Source organism: Micromonospora sp. ATLC20 (assembly GCF_057196585.1).
In genome coordinates, this window is the sequence record NZ_JBXUOV010000066.1 from 1 (window position 1) to 24812 (window position 24812).

Annotated in this window: 6 protein-coding genes and 1 pseudogene; 3 read left to right on the forward strand and 4 right to left on the reverse strand. The window is 73.6% G+C overall.

The window, feature by feature from the left end:
• The 4 genes and pseudogenes from AC2CHG_RS15925 to AC2CHG_RS15940 all read right to left on the reverse strand — a co-directional run.
• A pseudogene (locus tag AC2CHG_RS15925) lies at nucleotides 1-2011 on the reverse strand (hypothetical protein); the annotation flags it as partial.
• A 42-nt stretch (nucleotides 2012-2053) separates the two neighbouring features.
• Entirely contained in the window at nucleotides 2054-2842 is a 789-nt protein-coding gene (locus tag AC2CHG_RS15930) for a hypothetical protein (RefSeq protein ID WP_484525017.1), read from the reverse strand.
• Between the two features lie 170 nt (nucleotides 2843-3012).
• On the reverse strand, nucleotides 3013-3315 hold the full coding sequence (locus AC2CHG_RS15935; protein ID WP_262015028.1) for a WXG100 family type VII secretion target: 303 nt from the start codon (nucleotides 3313-3315) through the stop codon (nucleotides 3013-3015).
• Between the two features lie 38 nt (nucleotides 3316-3353).
• Nucleotides 3354-3674 (reverse strand): WXG100 family type VII secretion target, encoded by a 321-nt coding sequence (locus AC2CHG_RS15940; RefSeq protein ID WP_091416604.1) that lies wholly within the window; start codon nucleotides 3672-3674, stop codon nucleotides 3354-3356.
• Nucleotides 3675-3926: 252 nt separating this feature from the next.
• On the opposite strand from AC2CHG_RS15940, the gene AC2CHG_RS15945 reads away from it, so the two are divergent.
• The 3 genes from AC2CHG_RS15945 to AC2CHG_RS15955 are packed head-to-tail and all read left to right on the forward strand — an operon-like array spanning nucleotide 3927 to nucleotide 24812.
• Complete coding sequence (locus tag AC2CHG_RS15945) at nucleotides 3927-4337, forward strand: YbaB/EbfC family nucleoid-associated protein (RefSeq protein WP_262015029.1); 411 nt, start codon at nucleotides 3927-3929, stop codon at nucleotides 4335-4337.
• Complete coding sequence (locus AC2CHG_RS15950; protein WP_262015030.1) at nucleotides 4334-5215, forward strand: WXG100 family type VII secretion target; 882 nt, start codon at nucleotides 4334-4336, stop codon at nucleotides 5213-5215. The genes AC2CHG_RS15945 and AC2CHG_RS15950 overlap by 4 nt, the downstream gene beginning before the upstream one ends.
• A gap of 25 nt (nucleotides 5216-5240) precedes the next feature.
• Nucleotides 5241-24812: a DUF6531 domain-containing protein gene (locus tag AC2CHG_RS15955; protein WP_484525018.1), complete on the forward strand. Its 19572-nt coding sequence runs from the start codon at nucleotides 5241-5243 to the stop codon at nucleotides 24810-24812.

Below are 24812 nucleotides of genomic sequence, written 5' to 3' on the forward strand. Positions count from 1 at the left end.
CGCCCGCACCGGCGCCCGGCGCGCCCGGCGCTCCCGGCATCATCGGCATCGCGGCACCGGCCGGCGCCGTGACCGGCGAGTCGACGCCGACGCCCGGAGCCACGGGCGCGGCGGGGATCTGCGGGCCGTCGACGCCGAGCCCGTCGCCACCGGCCGGCGCGCCGCCCGACCCGTCCGGCACGCCCGCGTCCACGCCCACCGGTCCCCAGTTCTCGGGGTCTCCGCTGACGAGTCCCCGGGCGTCGGGCGACTCGGTCCCACCGGGGTTCGTCGCGCCACCTGCGGGTCCCGGCATGCCGGGCATGGGCGGCATGCCGGCGCCCAGCCCGGCGCCGCCGGCCGAGACGCCGGCCGGTGCGCCGGGAACCTGCACGCCGTCGAACCCGGGTGACCGCCAGTCCGCCTCGTCGCCCTCCACCAGGCCCTTGGCATCCGGCGCCTCGGGGACACCGGAGCCGCCACCGGCACCGGCACCGGGAGCGCCCGCGCCGGGAATGCCCGGCATCATCGGCGATTGGAAGCCGCCGCCACCGGGCACGGCGCCACCGGGAGCGGCAGGGATGTCCACACCGTCGACGGCACCGGGGGCGAAGTCGTCGCTGTTGCCGAGCAGCCCGTTCGCGTCCGGCTTCTCCGGCAGCCCGGGACTGCCGCCCGCACCGGGACTCGCGCCGCCGGGCGGGCCGAAGCCCGGGACACCGGGCGCGGTGAACCCGCCGCCGGGGGTGCCGATGCCGCCCACGCCCGCCCCGGGCTTCAGTCCGCCCACGGTGCCCGGTCCGGAGAACGACGGCGGCTTGACCGAACCGGCGCCGCCCGCACCCCCGCCGAGGTTGGCCGAGCCCGGCGGCTTGATGCCCGGCGGTACGACACCAGGGACGAAGCCGCCCGGTAGTCCGCCACCGCCCGGTACCCCGCCGCCGCCCGGGAAGCCGCCGCCCGGCCCGTTGATGCCCGGTGCGTCGAAGCCGGGCAGCCCGCTGCCACCGCCCCCGCCGCCGGGCGCGGGGCCACCGATCTCACCGGGACCCGAGAACGCCGGCGGGGTGATTCCTCCCGGCCCCTGGCCGGGACCCGGGCCACCGATGCCGGCCAGGTTCGGCGGGGTGATCGTGGGAACCGTGATGTTCGGCGGCGCGCTGACGGCCGGCGTGGTGATGCCGCCGATGTGCGGCGTGGTGAAGCCCGGCGGGGTGAGCCCCGGCGGGGTCGTGAACGTCGGCGTCGTGAAGGTCGGCGACGGGATCGGCGGGCCCGTCGGCACGTTGATGCTGGGCGTGGGCACGCTGACCGTGGACGTCGCCGCCTTGTCGGTGGTCATCCTGTACTTCTCGGCGACCGTGTGGACGACCTCGGACATCTGCTGGGCCATCGGCTTCTCGTACTCGGTGCCGCTGATCGGCACCGGGCCGCTGCCGCTGCCGACGCCGTTGTCCGAGGCGATCGACGCCCAGGCGCGGTCCAGGTAGGCGATCGTCTGCTGGGCCCAGGACAGATGGTTGGCGGCGTCGTAGAGCTGCGACGGCAGCGAGTTGCGGTTGGTCGAGGAGTTGATGCTGTTGGCCGCCGTGGTGGGGTCCGGGATTGCGCCGCCGGCCAGGTGCTCTGCCTGCTTGCCGAGCAGGTCGGCGTAGTAGTTCATCTTGTCGCGGAACCCGTTGGCCGCCGGCCCCTTCCACGCCTTGTCGTCGCCGACCATCGAGGTGACAGCGGTACGGATGGTCTGTTCGAGCCAGATCAGCAGGTCCTGGGTCGCCTGGAAGGCCTGCGCGGTCTCGACGACGGACCGCACACTCACCAGCGTTTCGGCGTGGTCCCGCCCGCTCTCGGTGGTCAGCGCGGCGCCGCCGTTCACCGCGGCCTCGAGCTTCCGCCAGCCCCGGGTCTCCTTCGCCCAGGTCCGGTAGTCGTACAGGTCGCTGACGGGGACCACCTTCGGTGGGAAGGTGGCCGCCTCCTCCGCGGGATCGTTCCACCCGTCGAGCTTGCTGTCACCGAGACCGTTGCCCATGCCCTGTCCCTCTTCGCGAGCGGCGAGACCTGTTCGCCCGCGTCAGTTTCCGTCGGTCTTGACGATCTTCTGGCCGTAGGTCTTCAGGTTCTCCAGACCATTGAAGGAGTCGCCCATGATCTCGCTGAGCTTGTCGGTGGTGAGCGCGTTGAGCTCTTCGAGGTTCTCGTACTCCGCGGCCATCTTCAGCAGGGCGGCCTGCACCGCGAGCAGGGCGGTGTTCATGTTGACGAGCATGTCCTTCATGTCGCCCTTGACGCCGCCGTCCTGGGCCGTCGCCCCGACGATCGCCTGCCGCAGCACCTCGGCCCGGGCGAAGGCGCCCGGACGCGGGTCGATCGCGCCCACCTGGTCGGCCGTGGTGAGCAGGATCTTCCCGGCGCCGGTGATGCGGCCCAGCACGTCCTCCGCGAACCACTTCAGGGCGGCGGTGTTGACCGCCACGCCACTGGTCGAGGCGGTGTCACCCCTGAACGTCGGGCTGATCGCCGGCGGTTTGAAGCCCGAGCCGGTCGAGATCTTGTCGTCGATCCAGTCGGACTGGTCGGTGAACGCGGGCGGCGTCACGTTCGACGGGTCGGTGATGTTGTCCTTGTACGTCTTGACGAGGTTCTTCCAGCCGTCGGTGTCGAGGATGTTCTTGTCGTACCAGTCGCGGGCCTCGATCCACTCCGGATGCTCCGCGCGGACCTCGTCCTTCCACCGCTCGTAGTTCACCCCGGTGCGGTTGTTCTGGTGCTTGTTGTAGAAGGCCATCCAGGAGTCGTGCGCCGCCTGGGTCGTGCCCTCCGGCTTCCCGATGGCGGCGTCGCCCATGCCGTAGGCGTTCATCGCGCTGATGGCTTTGTCGTTGGGGTATCCCCAGTCAATGCGGGCCAAGGAGCTCACTCCACTCGGGTGTCGACGGCGGATCGTTGGCACAGACCCCAGCGGCCCGGGTCGTCTGGCGCACCGGGCCGGGGACGGACGACACGCCGCGTCCGCGGCGGCCGTCGAGCGGATCAGCCGCCTCGGACGTCGTTCCAGATCATGGCGTGACGCTGCTCGGTGGTGCCGTAGTTGTCGGAGATCTGCAGCAGAGTCTGGCGGGCCTGCTCCAGGTAGCCGACCATCGAGTCGGCCGCCTGGTTCCAGGCCAGCTTCGAGACCTTGTACTGCTCCTGGGCGGCACCGGTCCACTGGGCGAGGCTGGCCTCGACGGTGCGCTCCATCCCCTCCAGCGACGACTGGATCTGGCCGTTGATGCGGTTCATGTCGGTCAGTACGGCGTCTGCCTGCACGAAGTCGAAGGTGTAGTTGGACATGTCGGTCCTCTCGGGAGATCGGGCGGTCGGGGTGCGGCTCAGATGCCCGGCAGGGCCGCGCCGAAGGAGTTGGCCACGCTCGACGCCTCGTCCTCGGCCGTCTGGTAGCCCTTGGTGGTGACACCCATGACCTCGAGCATGTTGAGCAGCTCGTTGATCACCCGCTGGAAGGCGTTCTCCCAGTTGTCCATGGCCTGGTTGAATCCCTGCGACGCCTGGCCGGTCCAGGAGGAGATCAGGATGGCCATCTGCCCGTTGACCGCGCGCAGCTGGCCGGTGAATTCGGTGGCCTTGTCGGAGAACTCCTGGGCAGCCCGCTGCATACCCTCTTCGGTGGTGCTGACGATCGGCATCGTCACGGTCGGACTCCTCGTGTCAGGGAAAGGTGGCAGGGAAGAGTGTTGATCCGCGGCCGTGCCCGGCGGCAACCCGGTCGCACCACCATGTCCGAACGTCACCCAACATTGCACGGCAGCGCCCCCGGAACGGGCGGCGCCGGCCGACAGCCCGGGAAGAGTGGTTGCACTTTCATGCACTGATCCCCGGCCGGAGTTCCGGCGCGACCGCGGCGGCGTCTTCACTGGACCGCGACGTCGAGGGAGTGGTCCGTCGTGAACTACAGCGAGCGCATCGAAGGCCTGTTCCAGGAGTACGAGCGACAGCGCAACAGCCTGGCCGAGATGCAGGCCCGGATGAGCGCCCTCTCGGCCACCGCGACGTCACCACGGCGCGAGGTGAGCGTGACCGTCGGCCAGAACGGCGTGCTGACCGACATCCAGTTCCCCTCCGGCGCCCACAAGCGGCTCACCACCGCCGATTTGACCCGGCTCATCCTGGACACCTACGCCGACGCCAAGGAACAGGTCATGAACCAGGCGGCCGAGGTGCTGGCGCCGGTGCTGCCGGACGGCCTCGACGCCCACAAGCTGGTCCGGGGCCAGGCCGGGGCCGACGCGTTCCTGCCCAAGGAACCCCGCATGGTGACGAGCGTGCGGGAACTCCTGACCCGGGGGCCCGAATGATCAGCAACAATCCCGGCGGACGGCTGTGGGTCGACCCGGACGGCGTGGAAGGGCTCGGCAAGGCGTACGAGTCGCACGTGCAGCTCTACGAGTCCTACCTCGCCCAGTTGACCGCCCTGCGCGCCCGGTACGCCAACGCCTGGGGCGACGACGACATGGGCGAGCAGTTCTCGACCAAGTTCCTGGAGGGCCTGGACAACCTCGAAGCGATCATCGGCGGCGTCAAGGGCACCCTGCACTACACCGCCCAGGGCCTCACGGAGAGCGGCCGGGCGTACCGGGAGGCGGACGAGGCCGCCCTGGACGTCAGCCGGAAGATGGCCAAGGACTTCGACCGCCTGGACGGCCCCACGTACGCGAGGCGGGCGGTGGCGGGCCCGGTGCTGGAGCCCACCGCGGAGGGTGAGCCGCGCCGGCCCCATCTGCTGTCCCGCCGCCGGGCGGTCGCGGAACCGGTCGCCGAGCAGGCCCGGCTCGCCCCACGGCAGTACGGCACCCCGATGCTGCCGCTGGAGCCCGCCGAGCCGCTGACCCCGCTCGCCGCCGCCACTCCGGCCATCTCGTCCTACTTCGCCCGGCCGGAGTACGCGACCGCGCACGTCGGCGGCCGGCCGCTGCCCGAGGGGTACCGGCTGATCGCGCTCAACCCGTTCGAGGACGGCAGCACGCGGGTGGACGCGAACCTCTACGACTCGATCACCCCGCTGACCGGCACCCCCGTCACCACACCCGACGGCACGGCGATCGATCCCGGACAGGGCCGGTTCTTCGTGGTCAAGGAGAACCCGACCGTGGACCCGACCGCGCCCGGCTACCAGCCGCTGTACCTGAGCTACTCGCCGGACGGCACGCCCACCCCGATCACCCCCGGCGCCTGAGCCACCCACCCGCGCCCGGTAGGACATGCCCGACTTCCACATCCCCAACGACCCGCAGTGGCAGTGGGCGTACGACCTGATCCTCGTCGCCGTCGGCGAGGAGTACCCGAAGGCCGACCCCGCCGCCCTACGAGCCATGGGCGACGAGCTGTACGCACTCAGCAGCACCATCCTCAACGGGATGGGCGCCACCGCCAACCTCGGCTACGGGCTGGCCGGGAGCCTGTCCGGCCCGGCGATGGACGCGTTCCAGCAGTACCAGGTCGGTATCACCAAGAACGTGCCGGCCGGCGGCAACATCGCGCTGGCGCTGGGCGGGTCGGCCTACAACTTCGCGCTGGACTCGGAGAACACCCAGTACAACATCGTCATCGCGGCCTTCACCCAGGTCGTGGAGATCGCCATCGCGCTGGCCTCCGGCTTCGGCGCCGCAGCGGTGCCCGCTCTGATCAAGATCGGTCAGGAGATCGTCGGGGCGCTGATCAGCCTGTTCCGCCAGCGGCTGCAGAACATGCTGATGCGGCTGGCCTGGGAGGCGTTCCAGGAGGGCCTGGAGGAACTCTGGCAGAGCGCCGCCGCCCAGGTCACGCAGATCATCGAGGGCAACCGCAAGTCCCTCGACTACAAGGACCTGGCGATGGCGTTCGCCGGTGGCGCGTTCATCGGCGCGGGCGTCAGCGGCGTGCAGATGATCGGCGGCAAGTTCTTCCCGAAGATCAACAACAGCGTCCTGTCGCGGGAGGGCCTGTCGGCGCTCGCCGAGACGCTGTTCGAGGGCCTGTTCACCATGATGGTCGGCGGCGGCGGCTTCAACCCGTGGGCCACCATGAGCTCGTCGATGATCGGCGGAATGGCCCACCACTACGCCACAGTGGTCGGCCAGAGCTACGGCCCGGGTGCCGGTGCCGGCTCGCCACCGCCGACGATCGAGACGAAGAACCTCACGACCACCGCTCCCACGCCTCCACCCACGGCCGTGGACGGACCACCCGTGCCCCCGCCCGTCGGCTCCTCCGCCGGCCCGGGCAGTCAGGGCGGCGGCCCGGGTCCGCAGCCCTCGGGCGGCCCGGCCGCCGGAGGCAGTGCCGGTCAGGGGTCCGGCCCGGGCGACGCCGAGGGTCAGGGGCCGGCGCATCAGGGCTCCGGTGACCCGGGCGCGGGCGGCCAGGGCACCGGTCAGGGCAGCGCCGGAAACACCGCCACGGGCAGCCAGCCTCCCGGGGACCAGACCGCCGGCGGCCAGACCCCGGGCGGCCAGACCGCGAGCGGTCCAACCGCAGATGGTCAGACCGCCGGTGGTCAGGTCCGCGACGGGTCGCAAGCGGGCGTACCGACCGGCAGCACGAGCCCCGACAGCGCCGGAGGGCAGACCACGAGCGGGCCCGGCACAGCCGGTCCGGGCGTCGGCGCCGACCCGCGTGCGGTCGGCGGTGTCGCCACCGGGCCGGGCCCGGCCGCAGGCGGCGAGGCCACGACACCGCGCGCCGACTCGGCGGGCACGCCGGGTGGCAACCCGGCGAGCACCGGCACCGGTACGTCCGCGACCGGCATCCCGGCGGCAGGCGCCGACGTCGCCGCGCCCTACGGCGGCGGACTCCCCGGTTTCGACACTCCGACGTCGAGCGGCGGAACAGCCGGTGCCGAGACCCCGGCTCCCGTGACCTCGCCCGCCACCACTGCCGACCCGGTGGCCGTCCCGGCCGGTCCCGCTCCGTCCACCGCCACGCCGAGCGCAGGCACACCGACGCCCACCACGCCGGGCACCGCCACACCGAGCGCCGGCACCACGGGCACCACCGCACCGACCAGCGCGCCGAGCACCGGCACGTCGACCACGAGCACATCGACCACCGGTACGCCGTCGTCGGGTTCGACCACCAGCGGCCAGCCGAGCGCTCCCTCTGGCGACGTCGTCGGCGCCGCACCCCCACCGCCGATGGCACCCGTCGACGGCATCTCGGTCGACGGTCCGGCCGTGGTCGCCTCCCCGGCCACCGATCCGGGTGCCGGCATGCCCTCCACCGGAGAGCAGGCGGTCGCGGTACCAGGCCCGATCACCGACGCCGCACCCGACGCCGTCCACTCGGACGCCACGGTGGACGCCACCGGCCGCGACACGGTGGCGGACCACGCCACGGACACGAGCGCCGTCGGCACCGCACCGACGCCGGACGGACCGACGGCAGGGCGGGACGACACCGCCGAACCGACGCCGGACGGGTCGCCGAGCGTGCAGGCACCGCCGCTCGCCGTCGCGGACCCTTCCGCACCCACCCGGGCCGAGCCGAGCCCGCAGTTCCGGCAGGCCAAGGCGAGCGCGGAACCGAAGCGCCTGCGCACCGAGCGGTACGTGCCGTGGAAGGACACCGTCGTCCCGGGCACGCACCTGTTGCGTGGCGAGATCACGACTATCGACTTCACCACGCGGGAGTTCACCGCCGACGGCAGGGACTACCGGTCGTTCGACGTACACCTGGATCTGGTCTCGAAGAACGACCAGATGTCCCCCCGGGAGTTGCGGGACTTCGCGGCGGCGGTGCAGCGCACCGTCGACGACATGGTCAACAGCCGTTACACGCTGCCCGACGGCCGGCTGCTGCACATCGACCTGGTCGTCGACACGCCGCCGTGGCGCGACGGCATGACCCGCGACTGGCAGGCGGATCCACGCCGTAACCCGCCGGTCGAGGTGACCTCGGAGACCGGGGTGAGCACCGACCAGCACCTGTGGAACATCGGGGACCGCCTCTCGGTGATGGTGCACGAGGTGATGCACTACCTCGGCGCCAAGGAGGGTCACCAGGCCCCCGAGCACCTGTTCACCACAGTCGACCGTCCCGGGGTGATGGGCCTCGACGTCGGCGCCCTGCCGACGTCGTCGGAGCAGGCCGCGGCCTCGGCCGGGCCGACCGGCTATCTCACCGAGCAGGATCTGGCGACGATCCACGACGCCGCGCTGACCGCCGGGCCGGTGCGCGACCTGCCGGCCCCGCAGACGCCGCACGACCAGACGCCGGCCCCGCGTCCGAACCCGCAGATCCCGTCCCGTGCCCCGGCCCCGCCACCACCGCCACCGCCCGGCATGACGGGCATGCCGCCACCACCGCCACCACCGCCCGGCATGACGGGCATGCCCCCACCGCCACCACCGCCGGGCATGCCGCCACCACCCGGCATGCCGCCACCGCCATCGGCCGGTCCCACGACCCAGGCCGTCGACCTGACCCCGACGGACCTCTCACCCGCCACTCTGCGGCACCGCGACCCGCGGCCCTCGCCCACCCCCGTCGGCCAGAGGCTGAACGAGAAGTACGTCGTCGTGCACGTCGTGGACCAGGGGTCGCCCGGCGTGGGACACCAGGCCGCGACGGTCGCGATGCTCGACGGGCTGGCCGCCACCGGCTACCGGGGCACGGTCGTGCTGACCTATCCCGGCAACAAGACGCCCTACTACGCCGAGCAGCTCGGCCGGCAGGAGGAGTTCGAGACCCCGGCGGGCTCGTACGACCTGTTCCACCGGGAGTGGACCGGCCACCGCGGTGGGATGGACGTCGTCATGCGACCGCAGGGGCCGCAGGGCACGCGGGAGGAAGCCTGGAAGACGACGGACTGGCCCGGCGCGCCACGGGCCAAGGCGTGGCAGGTGGACCGGCAGAAGGAGTTCCGGGAGAAGAAGATCCGCGAGCAGGGCAACACCCAGAGCCTGCGCATGGACGAGTTCGCCACCCGCCTGCTCCCCGAGGGCGACGTGCTGACCGTGCTGCCGGCCGTCGACGTACCGAAGAACGACGACGGCTCGGAGTGGACCGCGGAGCAGAAACAGGAGTGGTTCCAGGAGGCGTGGGCCGGTCCGCTGCGCGACGCCGCCGGCGGCCGGCACCACGACGTCGTCACGCTCCAGCCGTTCCTGTGGGACCAGTTCCCCCGGCAGGTCCGCAGCACCACCGGGACGGTCAAGGCGAGACTCGACGAGACCTCGACCGGGGTGCCGGCCTACCGCCGCCCGCCGCCCGCCGATCCGCCGCCCGCCCGGGACGTCATCACCGCCACCGGCATTCCCGGGGCCGACGACCTCGCGACAATGGTCGACGACGACGCCACCGACGTGGTGCTCGTCTACTACGGCGACACGCCCGACACGCCCCCGCACCAGAAGGTCGTCGACCGGCTGGCCGCCGCAGCCCGGCCCGACCGGAAGACCGTCGTCCTGGTCCTCGGCAACGACGAGCGGGTCCTCACCACGAGCAATGCCGACGTCCACGTCGCCGCGCTGCCCCGCATCACATCCGAGCAGATGGCCGGGCTCCGCGACCGCGCCACGCTCGTGGTCACCGAGGGCGCGAACACCTGGCAGGAGGCGCTCACGGCGGGCAAGGCCACGCTCTCCGTGACCGGGTCCGCGGGTGACACCCGGCCGTGGGATCACGAGCCCGCGTCGTTCCCCCAGGACGGCCACGACCTGCTCGTGAACGCGTCGGAGTACCTGCGCACCGGCGGCGACCCCGCCACGGTGCGGGACTTCGTCCAGGACGACGACGGCGGAGTCCGCACGTACTTCGACGGGTGGCGGGACGCCCTCGGCCAGACCGGCTCCGACCAGGTCGACCAGGCCCTCGCCACGGTCACCGGCCTGTCGCTGGACCCGGACGCCCGCCGGCACACCGACGCCGCACCCGGCGCTCCCCCGGTCGACAACACCCTGCGCGTCCCGGGAGTCCTGCCGGACCGGTTCCCCACGCCCAAGACCCGCGACGAGATCGCCCAGGCCCGCGCCGAGCAGCACGACACCGCGCCGCGGCGGATCGCGAACACCAGCGCGTACGACGTCGTCGACCGTGGGCTCCATCCCGACACCCGCGTGCCCGACGTGGTCGCGCGCTCGTACGAGCGGGCCGGCCTGACCGTTCCGGCGGGCGACCGGCCCCGCCTGCGCCTCGACGCGGTGGACAACCGCATCGCGTACGACCATCGGGTGCTGGACCTCGGCGACCGCAACGTGCAGGACTTCACGGTCAAGGTCTTCCTGGACGCCCGGGACGACGCGGCGGCGGATGCCCGGCCGGACGTGGAGACCCGGGTACGCGACGCGGTCGACGCGATCTACAACCAGGGCTTCCGGATCGGCGCCGATCAGCTCAACGTCACAGTGGAGTTCGTGACCCGGCCGAGCGAGGCGCACGCCGTCGTGGCGCTGCACGGCACCCCGGCACCGACCACCCAGACCACCTGGTCGACGCACTCCTCCGACCTCGACCTCGCGCACGAGATCGGGCACTTCCTCGGTCTGCGCGACGAGTACTCGGTGGCGGACCGCGCCCTGGACGGCACCTTCGTCAAGGGCGACAACTCGCTGATGGCGACCACCACGCGGCAGCCCGGCAACGATCCGCGGTTGCTGGCGCGCAACGTCCACCGGATCGCCGGTCAGCAACGCGACGTGCTCTCGCCCGACCGTGGCGGGCTGCCGCCCCGGACGGCACCGGTCCGCTTCCAGCCGGTACGGGTGCCCGGCGGCCGCAACGCGCGGTTCGACGAGCTGACCCGGCACACCCGCGACGTCGGCCCGGGCAACTACCGGCAGGAGACGGCCGACCTCAAGGACGACGGGGCGCCCATCGGGTTCGTCGTCAACTCGATGCTGCCCGCCGACGACGTCGACCAGATCCCCGAGGTGGTCCGCGCCATCACCGAGGGGCTCGCCCCGGGCACCACCGTCGCGTTCGTCTTCGGCGTCAACACCACCGCCGAGGTGCCGGACCTCGCCTTCCGGGACGCGGTCGCCCGGGCCGCCCGGCTCGCCGAGGACCTCGACGTGCCGGTGGCGGTCAACGGCTACGCGGTCGGGACGAAGAACGACAAGTTCCCGTACGGCCGCACCCGCAACCAGGTGCTCCGCGACCCGGACACGGTGGCGGCGATCCAGGGCCTCGCCCAGGGCGGCCCGGACGGCGAGTCCCGGCGCTACCCGTACGTGTCGATCCAGGACTTCGACAGGGGTGCCCGGACGACGGCCGACGGCACCCACGTGTTCGACCGCATCGACCGCCGGACCCGCTTCGACCCGGAGTCGACCGGACCGCACGACGAGCCACCGGCCCGCCCTTTGATGATCTCCGGCGGTTACCGTGTCGGCGACACCGAGGAGCTGATCCGGCGTACCCGGGAGCGGCTGGAACGACGTGCACGCGACCACCAGGCGAGGATCGCCGGGCTCCCCGCGGGCAGCGAACGCACGACCGAGCAACAGAAGCTGGCCGCCGTACGCAACGGCCTCGCCAAGCTCGGCACACCGGCCGGCCGGGACGCCTTCGTCCGGGACTTCGCCACCGCCGTGGACGAGGACATGCGCTCCCGGGACCGGCAGGCCACGGTCCACCCGATGCTGCCGTACTCGCCGGAGCCGAACCTGTTCGTCGACGGCCTGCTCACGCTGGGCCGGCCCGAGGTCCGGTTCGGCGAGGCGGGCGCGGAGTTCCTCCTGCTGGCCGAGAGCCTGCACCAGGCGTACGGCGAGGAGCTGGCCGTCGCCCACGGCGCGGCGACGCCGGCCGGCCTGCCGGCGGACGTCCTCACCGTCGACGTCCAGGTCGACTCGCAGAACAACAGGCATCCCGACCGCGACCTGGCCTTCATGACGGACTTCGTGGGCGCTGCCACGCCCACCGACCTGTCCCGGCTCGCGGCCGACTTCGCCGTCGGCAACTTCCTGCCGCAGTCGCACGCCGTGCCGACGAACGTCAACCGGCAACTGTTCTACACCGAAGGCACCGGCTTCAAGGAGTACCGGGCCGAACTGCGCAAGCCCGCAGTCGCCGCCCCGAAGCCGTTCGCCGCGCCCACCGACGTGGTGCCCGGCCCGTCGTGGACGTGGCAGGAGACCCTCACGCCGCAGCAGCTGCGGCAGCTCGGCGCGCAACCACACAACAGGTACGTCACCGCCGTCTCGCTGCCGGCGCCGGGCACCGCCCCGACGCCGGACGTCCCGCCCGAGGTAGATCCCGACCTGGACCCGGCGCGGCCGGCCCGGACCGTGGGCCTGCCGAACAGCCAGCGCCTCGTCGCCGCGCACCTCGTCGCGACGTCGAACGACTCCGGGACCGTCCAGCAGGAGTTCGCCGCCGCCACCGCCATCGCCGACCGTGGCGGGCTCGGCCGGCAATCGGGGTCCCTCTACGACGCGATCGCCGGCGGCCTGCCCGGGAGCGACGCGGACGCCCTGCGGATGAGCACACTGCACGCCGGCCGGGACACGATGAGCCTCGACGAGGCCGCGGCGATGCGGCAGCGCAACCCGTACGACAACGGCCACTTCGTCCGCGCCGTACTCGCCCCCGACGCCGGGCCGCAACGCCGCGACACGCCGATCGACGACGCCGAACGGCAGCGCATCGCCAACGCGCACGACGTGGTCGAGTTCGCTGCCGCCCGCGGCACCCAGGTGCACCTCGTCGTGTACGACGACCCGGCCGGGACGCCCCGCGACTACCCGGTGGTCGGCGCCCGGCCGCGGGGCCGGCTGGAACTGGTCCGCACGATCGACCCGGCGGGCCACGTCACCTACGCGCCCCACGTGCCGGCGTCGACGACCTCGACGAGCGACACCGACGACGACTCCGACGGCGGCAGCGACTCCGGCGGCTTCGACCTGTTCGGCGACGGCGACGACGACTTCGGCGGCTTCGGCGGCTTCGGCGTCCACGACAGCGACGACGGCCCCGGCACGCCCGACGACCCGGCGAACCCGCCGGCCGACACCCCGGCCACCCGGTCGACCGACGAGGACGGCACCGCGGAAGAGACCACCACCGGAGAGGACACCGCGGGCGGGACGTCGTCGGCCACCGGGACCACCGCGCCGCTGCCGTCGCCCGACGCGGTGCGCCGGGGCCTGCCGTCCTATCTGCGGGACAGCCGCACCCTCGGCCTCGCCGAACAGCTACGGGCCACCGAGAACGCGGCGCTCGGCGCGGCGCTGCGGACCCTCGATCCCGGCCTGTCCGACGACGTGGTCGCCACCGTGGAGGCGGACAGCCGCGACGACGTGGACCAGTTCCTCGGCGAGGGCCGCCCGTACCCGGTGACGATCGACGGACGCCCGGCGGAGCTGCGGGTCACCGCCGTCCTCGACTGGGACGCGCTCACAGTGGACCGGGCCCACGACGACCCGCGCAAGGTCACCGCCAAGACCCGGGAGAACCTCACCCACAAGCTGCGTCACAACCGGGACCGGCGGGTCGAGCCGAAGGTGACTGTCACCGCGATGCCCGGTGTCGTCGTCGGCGTCGGCGGCTCGGTGCCGACGGCACCGGTCACCGAACACTCCGCCGACCACAAGGACACCTACACGTCCACCACCACGGTCAAGGTCACCGGGCTGACCGAGGTGACGGTGCCGATCCGGTTCGTCGCACGGCTCGTGCGGCCCGGCCGTCCCGCCGTCGACCCGGTCGAGACGTCGGGCACCGTCGCTCTCGCCGTACACACGGGGTTGCGGACGGCGGACGCGACCGCGCCGGCCGCCGCGGACCGTGCGCTCGACGCGCCGGTGCCGGCCCGGTTCGGGGTGGAGAGTGTCCGGAGCCGGCCGGCCGATCCGGGCGCCACGTTCTTCGACCAGGTGGAGGCGATCCTCGCCGAGGACGGCATGGCCGACCTCGTGCGGATCGGCGCGCCCGGCCGCCCGGTGATGCAGAAGCTGCTCAGCGACGCGGCGTTCTCCGGCAGCCTGCCCACGATGGTGGTCACCGACCCGGCGAACGTCCACGACGGCTGGGTCCGGTCGGGTTCGCTGCCGCGCGCCGCGCGCAGCGGCTGGCGGCGGTTCTTCCCGGGCCGCGCCCGCCACGTCGAGGTCCGCCTGGTCGCCCGGCACGTCGAGGAGGTGGAGCGGGTCGACGGGCTCACACACGTCGACACGTCCACGCTCGCCGCCGAGAGCACGAGCGCCGCCGCCACCAGGCGGCCGTTCGGTCTGTGGGGCCTCGCCGGCGCGGGTGTGGACACCGCGCCGCTGAGCCTGATCGTCGGGCCGCGGATCGGCGGCGGCCGGGAGCGTGGCGCCACCCGGACGATCGCCGAGTGGACCGGCGGCAAGCAGACGGTGACCGGCACCGCGCCGGGCGTCCGCTACCGGGTCGAGTACGGCGTCCAGGTGCGCGTCCTGGGCCGCGCGCCGCGGATGCTGACCGGTTCCGTCGACGCGCTCCAGTGGACCACCGGCGACCGGCTGCCCGGCACCGCCCTCGACCTCGACGGCCGGGAGTGGCGCGGACGGCACGGCGCCGACCGGACCCACTTCGCACCGGCGCGCATCGAGCGGGGCGAGTCGTTCGGCGGCGCGTACCTGACCCGGGTCGGCGACCGGGGCCTGTACGAGACGGTGGCCGACGCGGTGCGGTCGGTGCCCGGCCACGACCGGTTCCGCCTGGCCACCCGCGACGAGATGCTGCGGCACTTCGGCGACGCGCAGCTCGCCGACGGGCTGACCCCCGAGATCCAGGCCGCGCTGAGCCGGGACACGGACCTGCGGACCCAGCTCTCTCCCGAGCAGTTGCGCCACCTGGCGGACCGGATCGTCGGCCCCGGACTGAAGATCCCGCTGATCCGCACCGGCACGTTCCACGACCACGTCACAGTGGTGACCGTCCAGGGCAGCCTCCGCGACGTGTCCGACGGCGACCTGCTCGGCCACGACACGATCGGCACGGCCGACAAGCGGACCGCCAGGTCCACGGTGACCAGCGCCCGCGACGACAGCCGGTCGGCCGAGCTGAGCCTGGAGCCCCGCGTCCTGGGCCCGCTGGGCCAGGCCGCGTCGACGCTGCTCGGCGGCCCACGCGCCGCGTTCACCTGGGGCACCACCGACGAGAGCGCCGTCACCGGCGGGCAGTCCACCGAGAGCGACCACGGACCGGCGCTCGACGACGAGGGCAAACCCACTGAGGTACGGCTGCGCGAGTTCGCCGCCACCCTCGACCTCACCGTCAGCACCCGGTCCACCGTCCGGGTCAACCAGGCGGGCCGGCAGCTGTCGTTCGGGGCGTACGGCCGGGGGGTGCCCGCCGTCGTCGCCGCGTCCGAGACGCGGCCCCGGACGAACCGCCTCGACGTGCGCATGCTCGTGCCGGAGACGCGCGTCTCCCGGCAGCGCCCGGACGCCGAGCCCAGCCCGGTCCCCCGCGACGTGGAGAGCATGGCGTACCCGCCGCCGCTGAGCCGGATGACCGGCGGGCCGCACGACCTCGACGGACGCCGGGTGGAGTCGTTCGTCGGCGCCGACCGGTTGCAGGAGGCAGTGGCCGACACGCTGCGCGAGGCCGCCCGGGACGACATCTACGCCGCCGAGGACGGCCTGATCTCCACGGTGATCGCCGACGAGCTGTCACCCGAGCGCCTCACCGGCGACGCCGAGCTGTTCAGCCGCCCGCTGGCGCTGAGCAACCTGTGGCACGGCCGCCGGGCCGCCGACGCTAGCGCCGACGTGCGGGTACGGCTGCGCCCGACCAACCCGACGGTGCTCGACGACGCCGAGTTCGCCCGCGTCAAGCGGACCTTCGCCAGCGGCACCGCCCGCAAGACCACTCACGCGCGCGCGGTCGAGCTGAGCGTCTCCGCCACCGGCGTCGCGTCGGGCAGCGGGCCGGTCGCCGACCACGGCGGCAGCACCGGCCGGCCCGGCGGCGCCGTCATCCTGTCCGTCACGCCGTGGCGGCGGGCGTGGGGCCGGATCAGCGAGCGCAGCGCCTCCGGAGTCTCCAAGCTGCGCCTCGGCGGTGGCCGGGCCGAACGTGAGCTGCTGGTACGGGTGGACGTCGAGGCCGAGGTGGTCGCCGAGGCCCGCCACGACAGCAACCTGCGTCCGCTGGGCCGCTGGCCCGGCACACCGGCCCGGCGGGCCGGCCGGCGGCTCACCCTGCCCGGCGCGGTCGTCATGCGGATGACCCCGGCGGAGCTGAAGCGACTCCAGGACCGCGACCGCGCCCGCCGGCACGGCACCGCCGACGTGCGGCTGCACCTGCGGCACGCCGAGAACACCGAGACGCTCCGCGCCGGCCAGCGCGAGCAGGTCGCCCGGCTCAGGCGCGAACAGGCCACGGAACTGGCTGACCTGCTGCGGCGGCAGCACGCCCGCCCGGACGCCGGCCCCGCCCACCAGCAGGAACGCGAGGATCTGGCCGCGAAGCACGAAGCCGACACGGCCGCGCTGCTGGCGAAGCAGGATCAGGAGCGCGCCGAGCAGGCCGAGCACCAGCAGCGGGAACGCGACCTGGTACGCGAAGCGCAGCAGCGGCAGAACGAGGACGCGGCGGGCCCCGGCACACCGGCCCACGCGGCACAACCGGAGTTCCGGGCCGGACCGGCACGGTCGCTCGGTATCGGCGGCGTCACCACCCACCTCGACCTCACCGATCGCATCCCGCACCTGCGGCGTGCCCTGGCCCGCGAATCGAGCGAGGAACTCGCCCAGGCGATCCTGCCGCCCACCCGGGACCGCGGCCCGGACGACCCGATCCGAGGGCTCGGCAGCACCGGCTTCCTCGGCGCCGCCCACCTGCACCTGGCCGACGCGCTCAACGGCGGCCGGAGCGGGACGGTACGGCTGGAGCGGCGGTTCCGGGGCGCCACGTATCACGTCACGCTCACCGCCGAGCCCGCGGGAGAGCCGAGCTTCACCGGCATCGACCTGGTCGACGAGTTGTCCGTCACCGACCGGGCCGTGGTCGGCGAGGCGCAGACCCGTACCACCTCGCAGACGGCGGCGCAGGTCACGCTGACCGGGCGGGCGCAGGGCACCGAGACCGACCGGGTCCAGGACGACGCCACCCGCACCACCGGGCACGGCCCGGCCTCCGGCACCGCGGCCGCCGGGCTGACCGGCACCGCCGCCCTCGGCAACCGGGCCACCAAGGCGATCGAGCGCACCGCCCGTACGTACGAGCAGTCGCTGGCCGTCTCCGGCCCGGTGGCCACGTACCGCGGGCCGGTCCGCCTCACCGTCACCGTCACCGGGCGCGGGCTGCCCGAGGGCGGCGTGTCGGTCCACGCGGTCCACGACGTCACCACGTACTCGGCGACCGAGGGCCGGGAACTGGCCACGTCCGGCCCGGTCACACCGGTCGCCGCCGGGCAGTCAACCGACGAGGGCCGGCGGCGATGGCGCGAGGAGGCCGGGTTCGACCGGCTGCCCGAGCCGGGCCGGTTCGCCGTCGAGGACGTCCTCGTCGACCTGTCCGACCTGCACGACGCGGCGCGGCAGGCGCTCGTCGCCTCCGGCGCCGTACCCGGCCGCGACGTCGACGCGGCCCTGCGCGACACGCTGACGGTGAGCCGGATCAAGGCACTGCCGGCGATGCTGAACGGCGCGTACCCGCTGCCGATGCCGGCCGGGCTGGGCCGCGACCTGTTCCTCGACGCCCGCCTGGTGGCCCGCCCGAAGCTCCTGCGCGCGGACGCGACGGTGAAGATCGGCGGCTCCGCGAAACGCGCCGCGGACACCGAGTACGAGCAGACCGCGGGCCGCTCGTTCGCGCTGAAGACGGCCGGGCCGCTCGTCGTCGGCGGCGTCGGCCATCCGGGCGGCGCGAGCACTGTGGGCGAGCGGCAGGAGTTCGCCGCCGTCAACGCGGCCACGCTGGTCGAGCAGCAGCTCTACCGGACCGACCCGGGCGCCCAGGTGAAGGACGAGGGCAAGGTGTCGGCCAGCACGACCGGCAAGCCGGCCCGGCGCACCGACCCGGACGACAAGCTCACCGCGGCTGTCGAGTACGACGTCGAGTTCCGTTTCGTCGCGCGTTCCCGCGACGCGGCCGGCCGGCACCGGGCCGGCACGGAGGTCCGGGTGCCCGGCGGCTTCGTGGTGCGGCTGGACGAGGCGGCGGCCCGGGACGTCACCGGCCGGGATCTCCCTCCGGGTCTGCGTACGTCGGCGCTCGCCGTCGCCGACGCGGCGAAGAAGCTGTCCGCCGCGGCGGCCCGCCTGGACGGGCTGACGTCCCGGGCCGACGCGGACGCGGACGCCGTCGCCGCTGCCGAGCGGGCCCTGACGGACGCCGAGAACGCCTGGTGGGACGCCTACCGTGCGCACGAGGCCGAGGTGGCCCCGCCACCACCGGCCCCGGCCCCGCCGGTGGACGTGCGCGCCGCCGAGGTGGCGACGCCCACCGCCCAGGCGCCCGTGGTCGGCGATCCGGTCGACGTCACCACCGGCCGGGTCCTCTACACCGAGGTCGACGCCCGCCTGCCGGGGCTCACCCTGGAACGGACCCACCGCTCCGACTACCTCTGGGGCCGCTGCTTCGGCTCGACCTGGGCGTCCACGCTGGACCAGCGCGTCGTCACCGACGACACGTACGCGCGGTTCCTGGCCGCCGACGGCTCGATCCACACGTACCCGATGCCGGCCGAGGGCGACGAGGCGCTGCCGGTCGCCGGACCGGGCGGGCCGCTGCGCCGGCTGGCCGGCGGCGGCTGGCTGCTCACCGAGCCGGGCCGGTCGCTGCTGTTCGCGCCCGCCGACGCCCACGGCGACTCCTGGCTCACCGACGTGGTCACCGACCGCACCGGGTGGCGGATCGAACGCTCCGGCGACGGCACGCCCGAACTGCTGCTCTCCGCGTCCGGCCTCGTCGTGGTGCCGCACCTGGCCGGCGGCCTGGTCGTCGGCGCGCACGTCCGCGCCGCGGGCGACACGGTCCACCTGCCCACCTTCGGGTACGACGAGCGGCGGCGCCTGGTCGAGGTCCGCAACTCCTCCGGTCACGAGACGCGGCTGCGCTACGACGAGGCGGGCCGGCTCGTGCGCTGGCAGGACCGCAACGGCGAGTGGTTCGGATACGACTACGACGAGGCGGGCCGCTGCGTCCGAGCCGGCGGCGGCGGTGACGTCCTGCGCTACTCGCTGCGCTACGACGACGGCGTCACCCACGTGACGAACTCGCTGGGCCGGGTGACCCGGTACGAGTTCGACGAGCGCCGGCTGGTCACCGCGATCGTCGACCCGCTGGGCGGGACGGTCCGGCAGGAGTGGGACGCGGCGCACCGGCTGCTGTCGCGCACCGACCCGCTCGGTCGCGTCACCCGGTTCGACCACGGCGCGCGCACGCTCACGCTCCCGGACGGCTCGACCCACCCGGTCCCGCCGCGCCCGCCCGCACACGCGGACGACATCGAGTTCGACGCGCTCGGACGGGTCCGGGCGACCCGGGACCCGGACGGCGCGGTCACGACGTACGGCTGGACCGCCGAGGGGGATCTCGCGTGGCGGGTCCGCCCGGACGGCTCCACGCAACGGTGGTTCTACGACGGTGAAGGGAATCTGGTGGACGTCATCGACGCATCAGGAAGGGCGGTGAGCTTCGAGTACGGCCCCTTCGATCTGCCCACGGCACGGGTGGATCAGGCGGGGAACCGCACCGAGTTCACGTACGACACGGAACTACGGCTCATCGGGGTGACGAATCCGGCGGGCCGGACGTGGCGCTACGAGTACGACGCGGCCGGCCGCCTGTGCGGGCAGACCGACTTCGACGGCCGTGCCCAGCGCTACGAGCACGACGAAGCGGGCCAGTTGGTCGCGCACACCGACGCCGCCGGCACCGTCACCCGCTACCGCTGGGACGCGCTGGGCCGGGTCGTCGAACGCCGGGTCGGTGACGCCGTCACCCGCGTCGAGTACGACGCCGACGGCCACGTGGCAGCCGTGCTCAGCCCGGACGCGCAGGTGCGGTTCACCCGCGACGCCGAGGGCCGGGTGCTGTCCGAGACGATCAACGGCCGGACGGTGCACACCTCGTACACCGACTCCGGCGTGGTCGCGGCGCGCACCACGCCGTCGGGCCGGTCGAGCCGGTGGACGTTCGACGCCGCCGGCCGCCCGGAGAGCCTGACCGCCGGGGAGCACCTGCTCGGCTTCACCCACGACGACGCCGGCCGGGAGATCGGCCGGACCGTCGGCGGCCTGGTCGCGCTGCGGCAGACCTTCGACGCGGCCGGGCGCCTCACCGGGCAGCACATCGCCGACGCCGCCGAGCGCCGCTACACCTACGACGCCGCCGACCGGGTCACCGCGATCGCCGACTCGCTCGCCGGTGACCAGTCCTTCACCGCCGACGACACCGGCCGCATCCGGACCGTCGACGGCGACGTCCCGCAGCGGTACGACTACGACGAGGCCGGCAACCTGGTCGGCGCCGGGGGCGGGCGCTGGGAGTTCACCGGCACCATGCTCGTGCGCTCCGACGACGCGACGTTCTCCTACGACGCGAAGGGCCGCCTCACCGGCCGGGTCGACGACGCGGGTGCGTGGCGCTTCGAGTGGGACGCCGAGGACCGGATGGTCCTGGCCGTCACGCCCGACGGCGACCGCTGGCGCTACCGCTACGACGGTTTCGGCCGGCGTATCGCCAAGCAGCGCCTCGGCGACGACGACCGGGTGCTGGAGGAGGTGTCCTTCGCCTGGTCCGGTGACCTGATGCTGGAGCAGACGCACCGCGACGGCACCGGCGCCACCACCACGACCACGTGGGACTACCGCCCGGACGCGCCGGTGCCGGTCGCGCAGACCGACGACGGCACGCTCCGCGCGGTGATCACCGACCGCATCGGCACCCCGACCCACCTGGTCGAGCCGGGCGGCGGGCTGCGCTGGTGGTCGCGGGGCGACCTGTGGGGACGCGGCGCGGACCGGACCGCGACGCCGCTGGCCTTCCCCGGCCAGTACGTCGACGCCGAGACCGGCCTGCACTACAACCGGTTCCGCTACTACGACCCGGCCACCGGCCGGTACGTCAGCCCGGATCCGCTGGGCCTGTCAGGCGGGCCGAACCCGACCGCGTACGTGAGCGACCCGCTGACCGTGGCCGACCCGCTGGGCCTGACCAGTTGCACACCGGCGCCGGCGACGCCGCACCCGCTGGCCGCTGTGGAGCCGGCACTCGCCGCGCCGTCCGACCAGACACCGAGCAGCCTGCCTGCGAACGCGGCACCGCCGCCGCCGAGCGCGCTCTACGGCATGCCGTTCCAGATGCAGGTCGCCATCCTGGACGAGCACGGCCGGGTCCTGCGGTACGAGACCCGGATGCGCGACACGCCGTCGCCGCCGCCGGTCTCCACCCCGGCCGGCGCCGTCGGATATCACGCCCGCCAATGGTTCGACGACGTCGCGCCGGCGTCGCGGGCCGACCTCCAAAATCCGAACTCCGCCGCGTTCCAGAGCTACCAGGAGATCCGCGAAGCGGTGTTCCCGCACATCGGCACGCGGCCCTACACGGGTGTCCGGTCGGACGCGATCGGCCACCAGAACGAGCCGCTGGTCGGCGCACTGAACTACTACAACACCACCACGACCACGCGACGGGGTGTGACGCGGACGCACATCGGCCTCGGCAACCGCATCGCCGAGGAGCGCGGCGGCGGCCGGCGGACCGCGAGCCAGATCGCCAGGTACCTGCGCGGCCAGATCCGGCTCGACCAGATCGAGTCCGAGGCCGGGCGGGACTTCGCCCGGATCGTGAGCTTCGCGGAGAACGCCCGCGGCTACGAGTCGGAAGTCAACTCGCTGCCCATCGCGCTGGACTACATCGCGCACGCCAAGCACAGGCAGGACGCCGCCGACAAGTGGCGCGACATCCCGTCGTGGTTCCCCCCGGCCGCGCCGGGATACGCCGGCGACGAGTTCGTGCCCCGCGAGAGCCGGCCCCCGGTGGCGAGCATCATGCCGCGCCAGCGGCCCAACGCGATCACCGACACCGCCCCGTACTACACCGAGACCGAGTTCACCGGCGCGCCGGCCCCGGCGGCGAGTTCGTCGAACGCCCGGATCGTGACCGTCGCGCCGCGTAGCGACAGGTCACGCAGCCCGGAGCGCCGGGGCGGCAGCAGCCGTCGCGGGCGCCACGGCGATCCCCGGTACGGCTTCCAGGGCCCGCAGACCGGCACCACCGACGTCCGGGGCGCCGCCGCGCCGGTCACCGACCCGTTCCGTACCCCGCTCGCCGACCAGTTGACGGCGGCGCAGGGCGACCCGAACGCGCAGGCCCGGATCCTCGACTCGTTCCGGGACCAGTTGTCGTACGAGTACACGTTGACCGACGGGTCGACGCTGCGGGTGCTGGCCGCCAACCTGCACGGTGCCACCGCCGCCACGGACGCGGACCTCGGCACGCTCAACGCCGTCGACCGCGACCACCTGCGCCGGATCAACGACAACCGGGACGCCGGCAGCGTCGCCGCCAACGTCGACTGTGTGCCGCTCACCCTGGCCGTCGACGCGTACCGGCAGACCGGCGCGGTCACCCAGGTGCCGGCGCAGACCCAGCCGATGGAGATCGGCGAGGTCATGAAGCGGTACCCGGGCCGCAGTGTCGACGAGGTCGGCAGCATCCGCGGTCTGATGGAGGCCCTCGGCGCCATGCCGAACGGCACCACCGCGATCGTCGGCCTGCGGCCCGGTGGTCCGGGGACCGTCGGGCACGTCATCAACGTGTCGAAGGACGGGCAGGGCCGGGTCACCTTCGAGGACGCCCAGGTCCCCGGGCTCGCCACGCTCCCGTCGATCTCCCCCGACGGCTCGGTCGTCGTCATCCGGACCAGCGACCCGGCACCCGGCAGCGACGTCGACATGGCCTCCGTCCGCGACACCGACTCCGACACGGACATGGCCTCGGTTCGCGACGGCGACAGCGACGTGGACATGACCTCCGTCCGCGACGCCGACTCCGACGTGGACATGGCGGACTTCTCGCCTACCACGGAGACGTTCGCCGGCGTGGCACCCGAGGCGGTGGCGAAGACCACCGCGGAGACGCCGACGGTGGGTGACCCGATCGACGTCACCACCGGCCGGATGATCCTCTCCCACACCGACGCGGTCATGCCGGGGCTCACGCTGGAGCGGACGTACCGCTCCGACTACCGGTGGGGCCGGTCGTTCGGCCGGGCCTGGGCCTCGACGCTGGACCAGCGGATCATCGTCGACGGCGAGCAGGTCCGGTACCTGGCCGCCGACGGTTCGCTGCTCACGTATCCGCTGCCAGCCGAGGGCGAGGTGGCGCAGCCGGAGACCGGCCGGACGCTGCCGCTGCGCCGGCTGGTGGGCGGCGGCTGGTTGCTGACCGATCCGACGTCCGGCCGCAGCCTGCTGTTCGCCGCGGCGTCGGACACCGAGTCGCTGCTCACCGACGTCACCGACGGCGGCGTCCGCTGGACGATCCAGCGCGACCGCCGGGGTACGCCGACGCAGCTGCTGTCGTCCACCGGCGCCACCATCGCGTTCACCTCGTCCGCCGGACTGGTCACGATGGTCTCCCTGCCCAACGCGGCCGGTGACCTGATGGCGGCGTCGCAGTTCGGCTACGACGCCGACCTCAACCTGATCGAGGTGACGAACTCCTCGGGCGACCCCGAGCGCTTCACGTACGCCGACGGGCGGCTGGTGCGCTGGGAGGACCGCAACGGCGAGTGGTACACGTACACCTACGACGAGGCCGGCCGGTGCGTGGCCACCGACGGCAGGGGCGGCTACCTGCGCTACCGGTTCGACTACCGGCCGGGCCGCACGGTGGTGACCGACTCGCTCGGCGCGGTGCGCGTCTACGACCTCAACGACCGCTTCCAGGTGGTCGCGGAGACCGACGCGCTCGGCGCTACCACGCGCAACGTCTGGGACGAGGCGTACCGCCTGCGGTCCACGACCGACCCGCTGGGCCGCACCACCACCAGCGAGTACGACGCGCTCGGGCGGCTGGTCGCTGTCGTCCGGCCGGACGGCAGCCGGTCCGTCACCACGTACGACGAACTCGGTCGCGCGGTGTCCTGGACCGACTTCGACGGCAGCACCCGCAACCGCCAGTTCGGCCCGGACGGCCTGCTGATCGCCGAGGTGGACGCCTCCGGTGAGGTGGTCCGGTACGAGCAGCCGGCCGCCGACGGGCGGGGCACGACCACCCACGTCGGCCCGACCGCCGTCGTGCACAACACGGCCCGGCAGATCACCGCGGTGAGCACCGGTCAGGGCGAGACCGAGTACACCTACGACGCGCTCGGCCGCCTGTTCAGCATCCAGGACGACACCGGTCTCACCGAGTTCGGCTGGACGCTGGAGGGTGACCTGGCCTGGCGGGAGAACCCGGACGGCTCGGTCGAGGAGTTCCTCTACGACGGCGAGGGCAACCTGGTCGAGTGGGTCGACGCCAGCGGCCGCCGGACGATCCGCGAGTACGGCGCGTTCGACCTGGTCACGGCCGAGATCGACGACGAGGGCAACCGCACCGAGTACGCGTACGACACCGAGCTGCGGCTGGTCCGGGTCACCGACCCGGCCGGTGCGACGTGGAGCTACACGTACGACCCGAACGGCCGGATGGTGTCCGAGACCGACTTCGACGGCCGCACCCAGCGGTACGTCTACGACGCCGCCGGGCAGCTCGTCGAGCGCACCGACGCGGCCGGCGAGGTCACGCACTACACGTACGACCTGCTCGGCCGGGTGGTGGAACGGCGCACCGGCGAGTCGGTGACGCGCTTCGCGTACGACGCCGCGGTGTCCACCTCCGGCGGTTCCCTGCCGGAATCGCGCCTCGCCCCGGTACCCCGGCGGTGA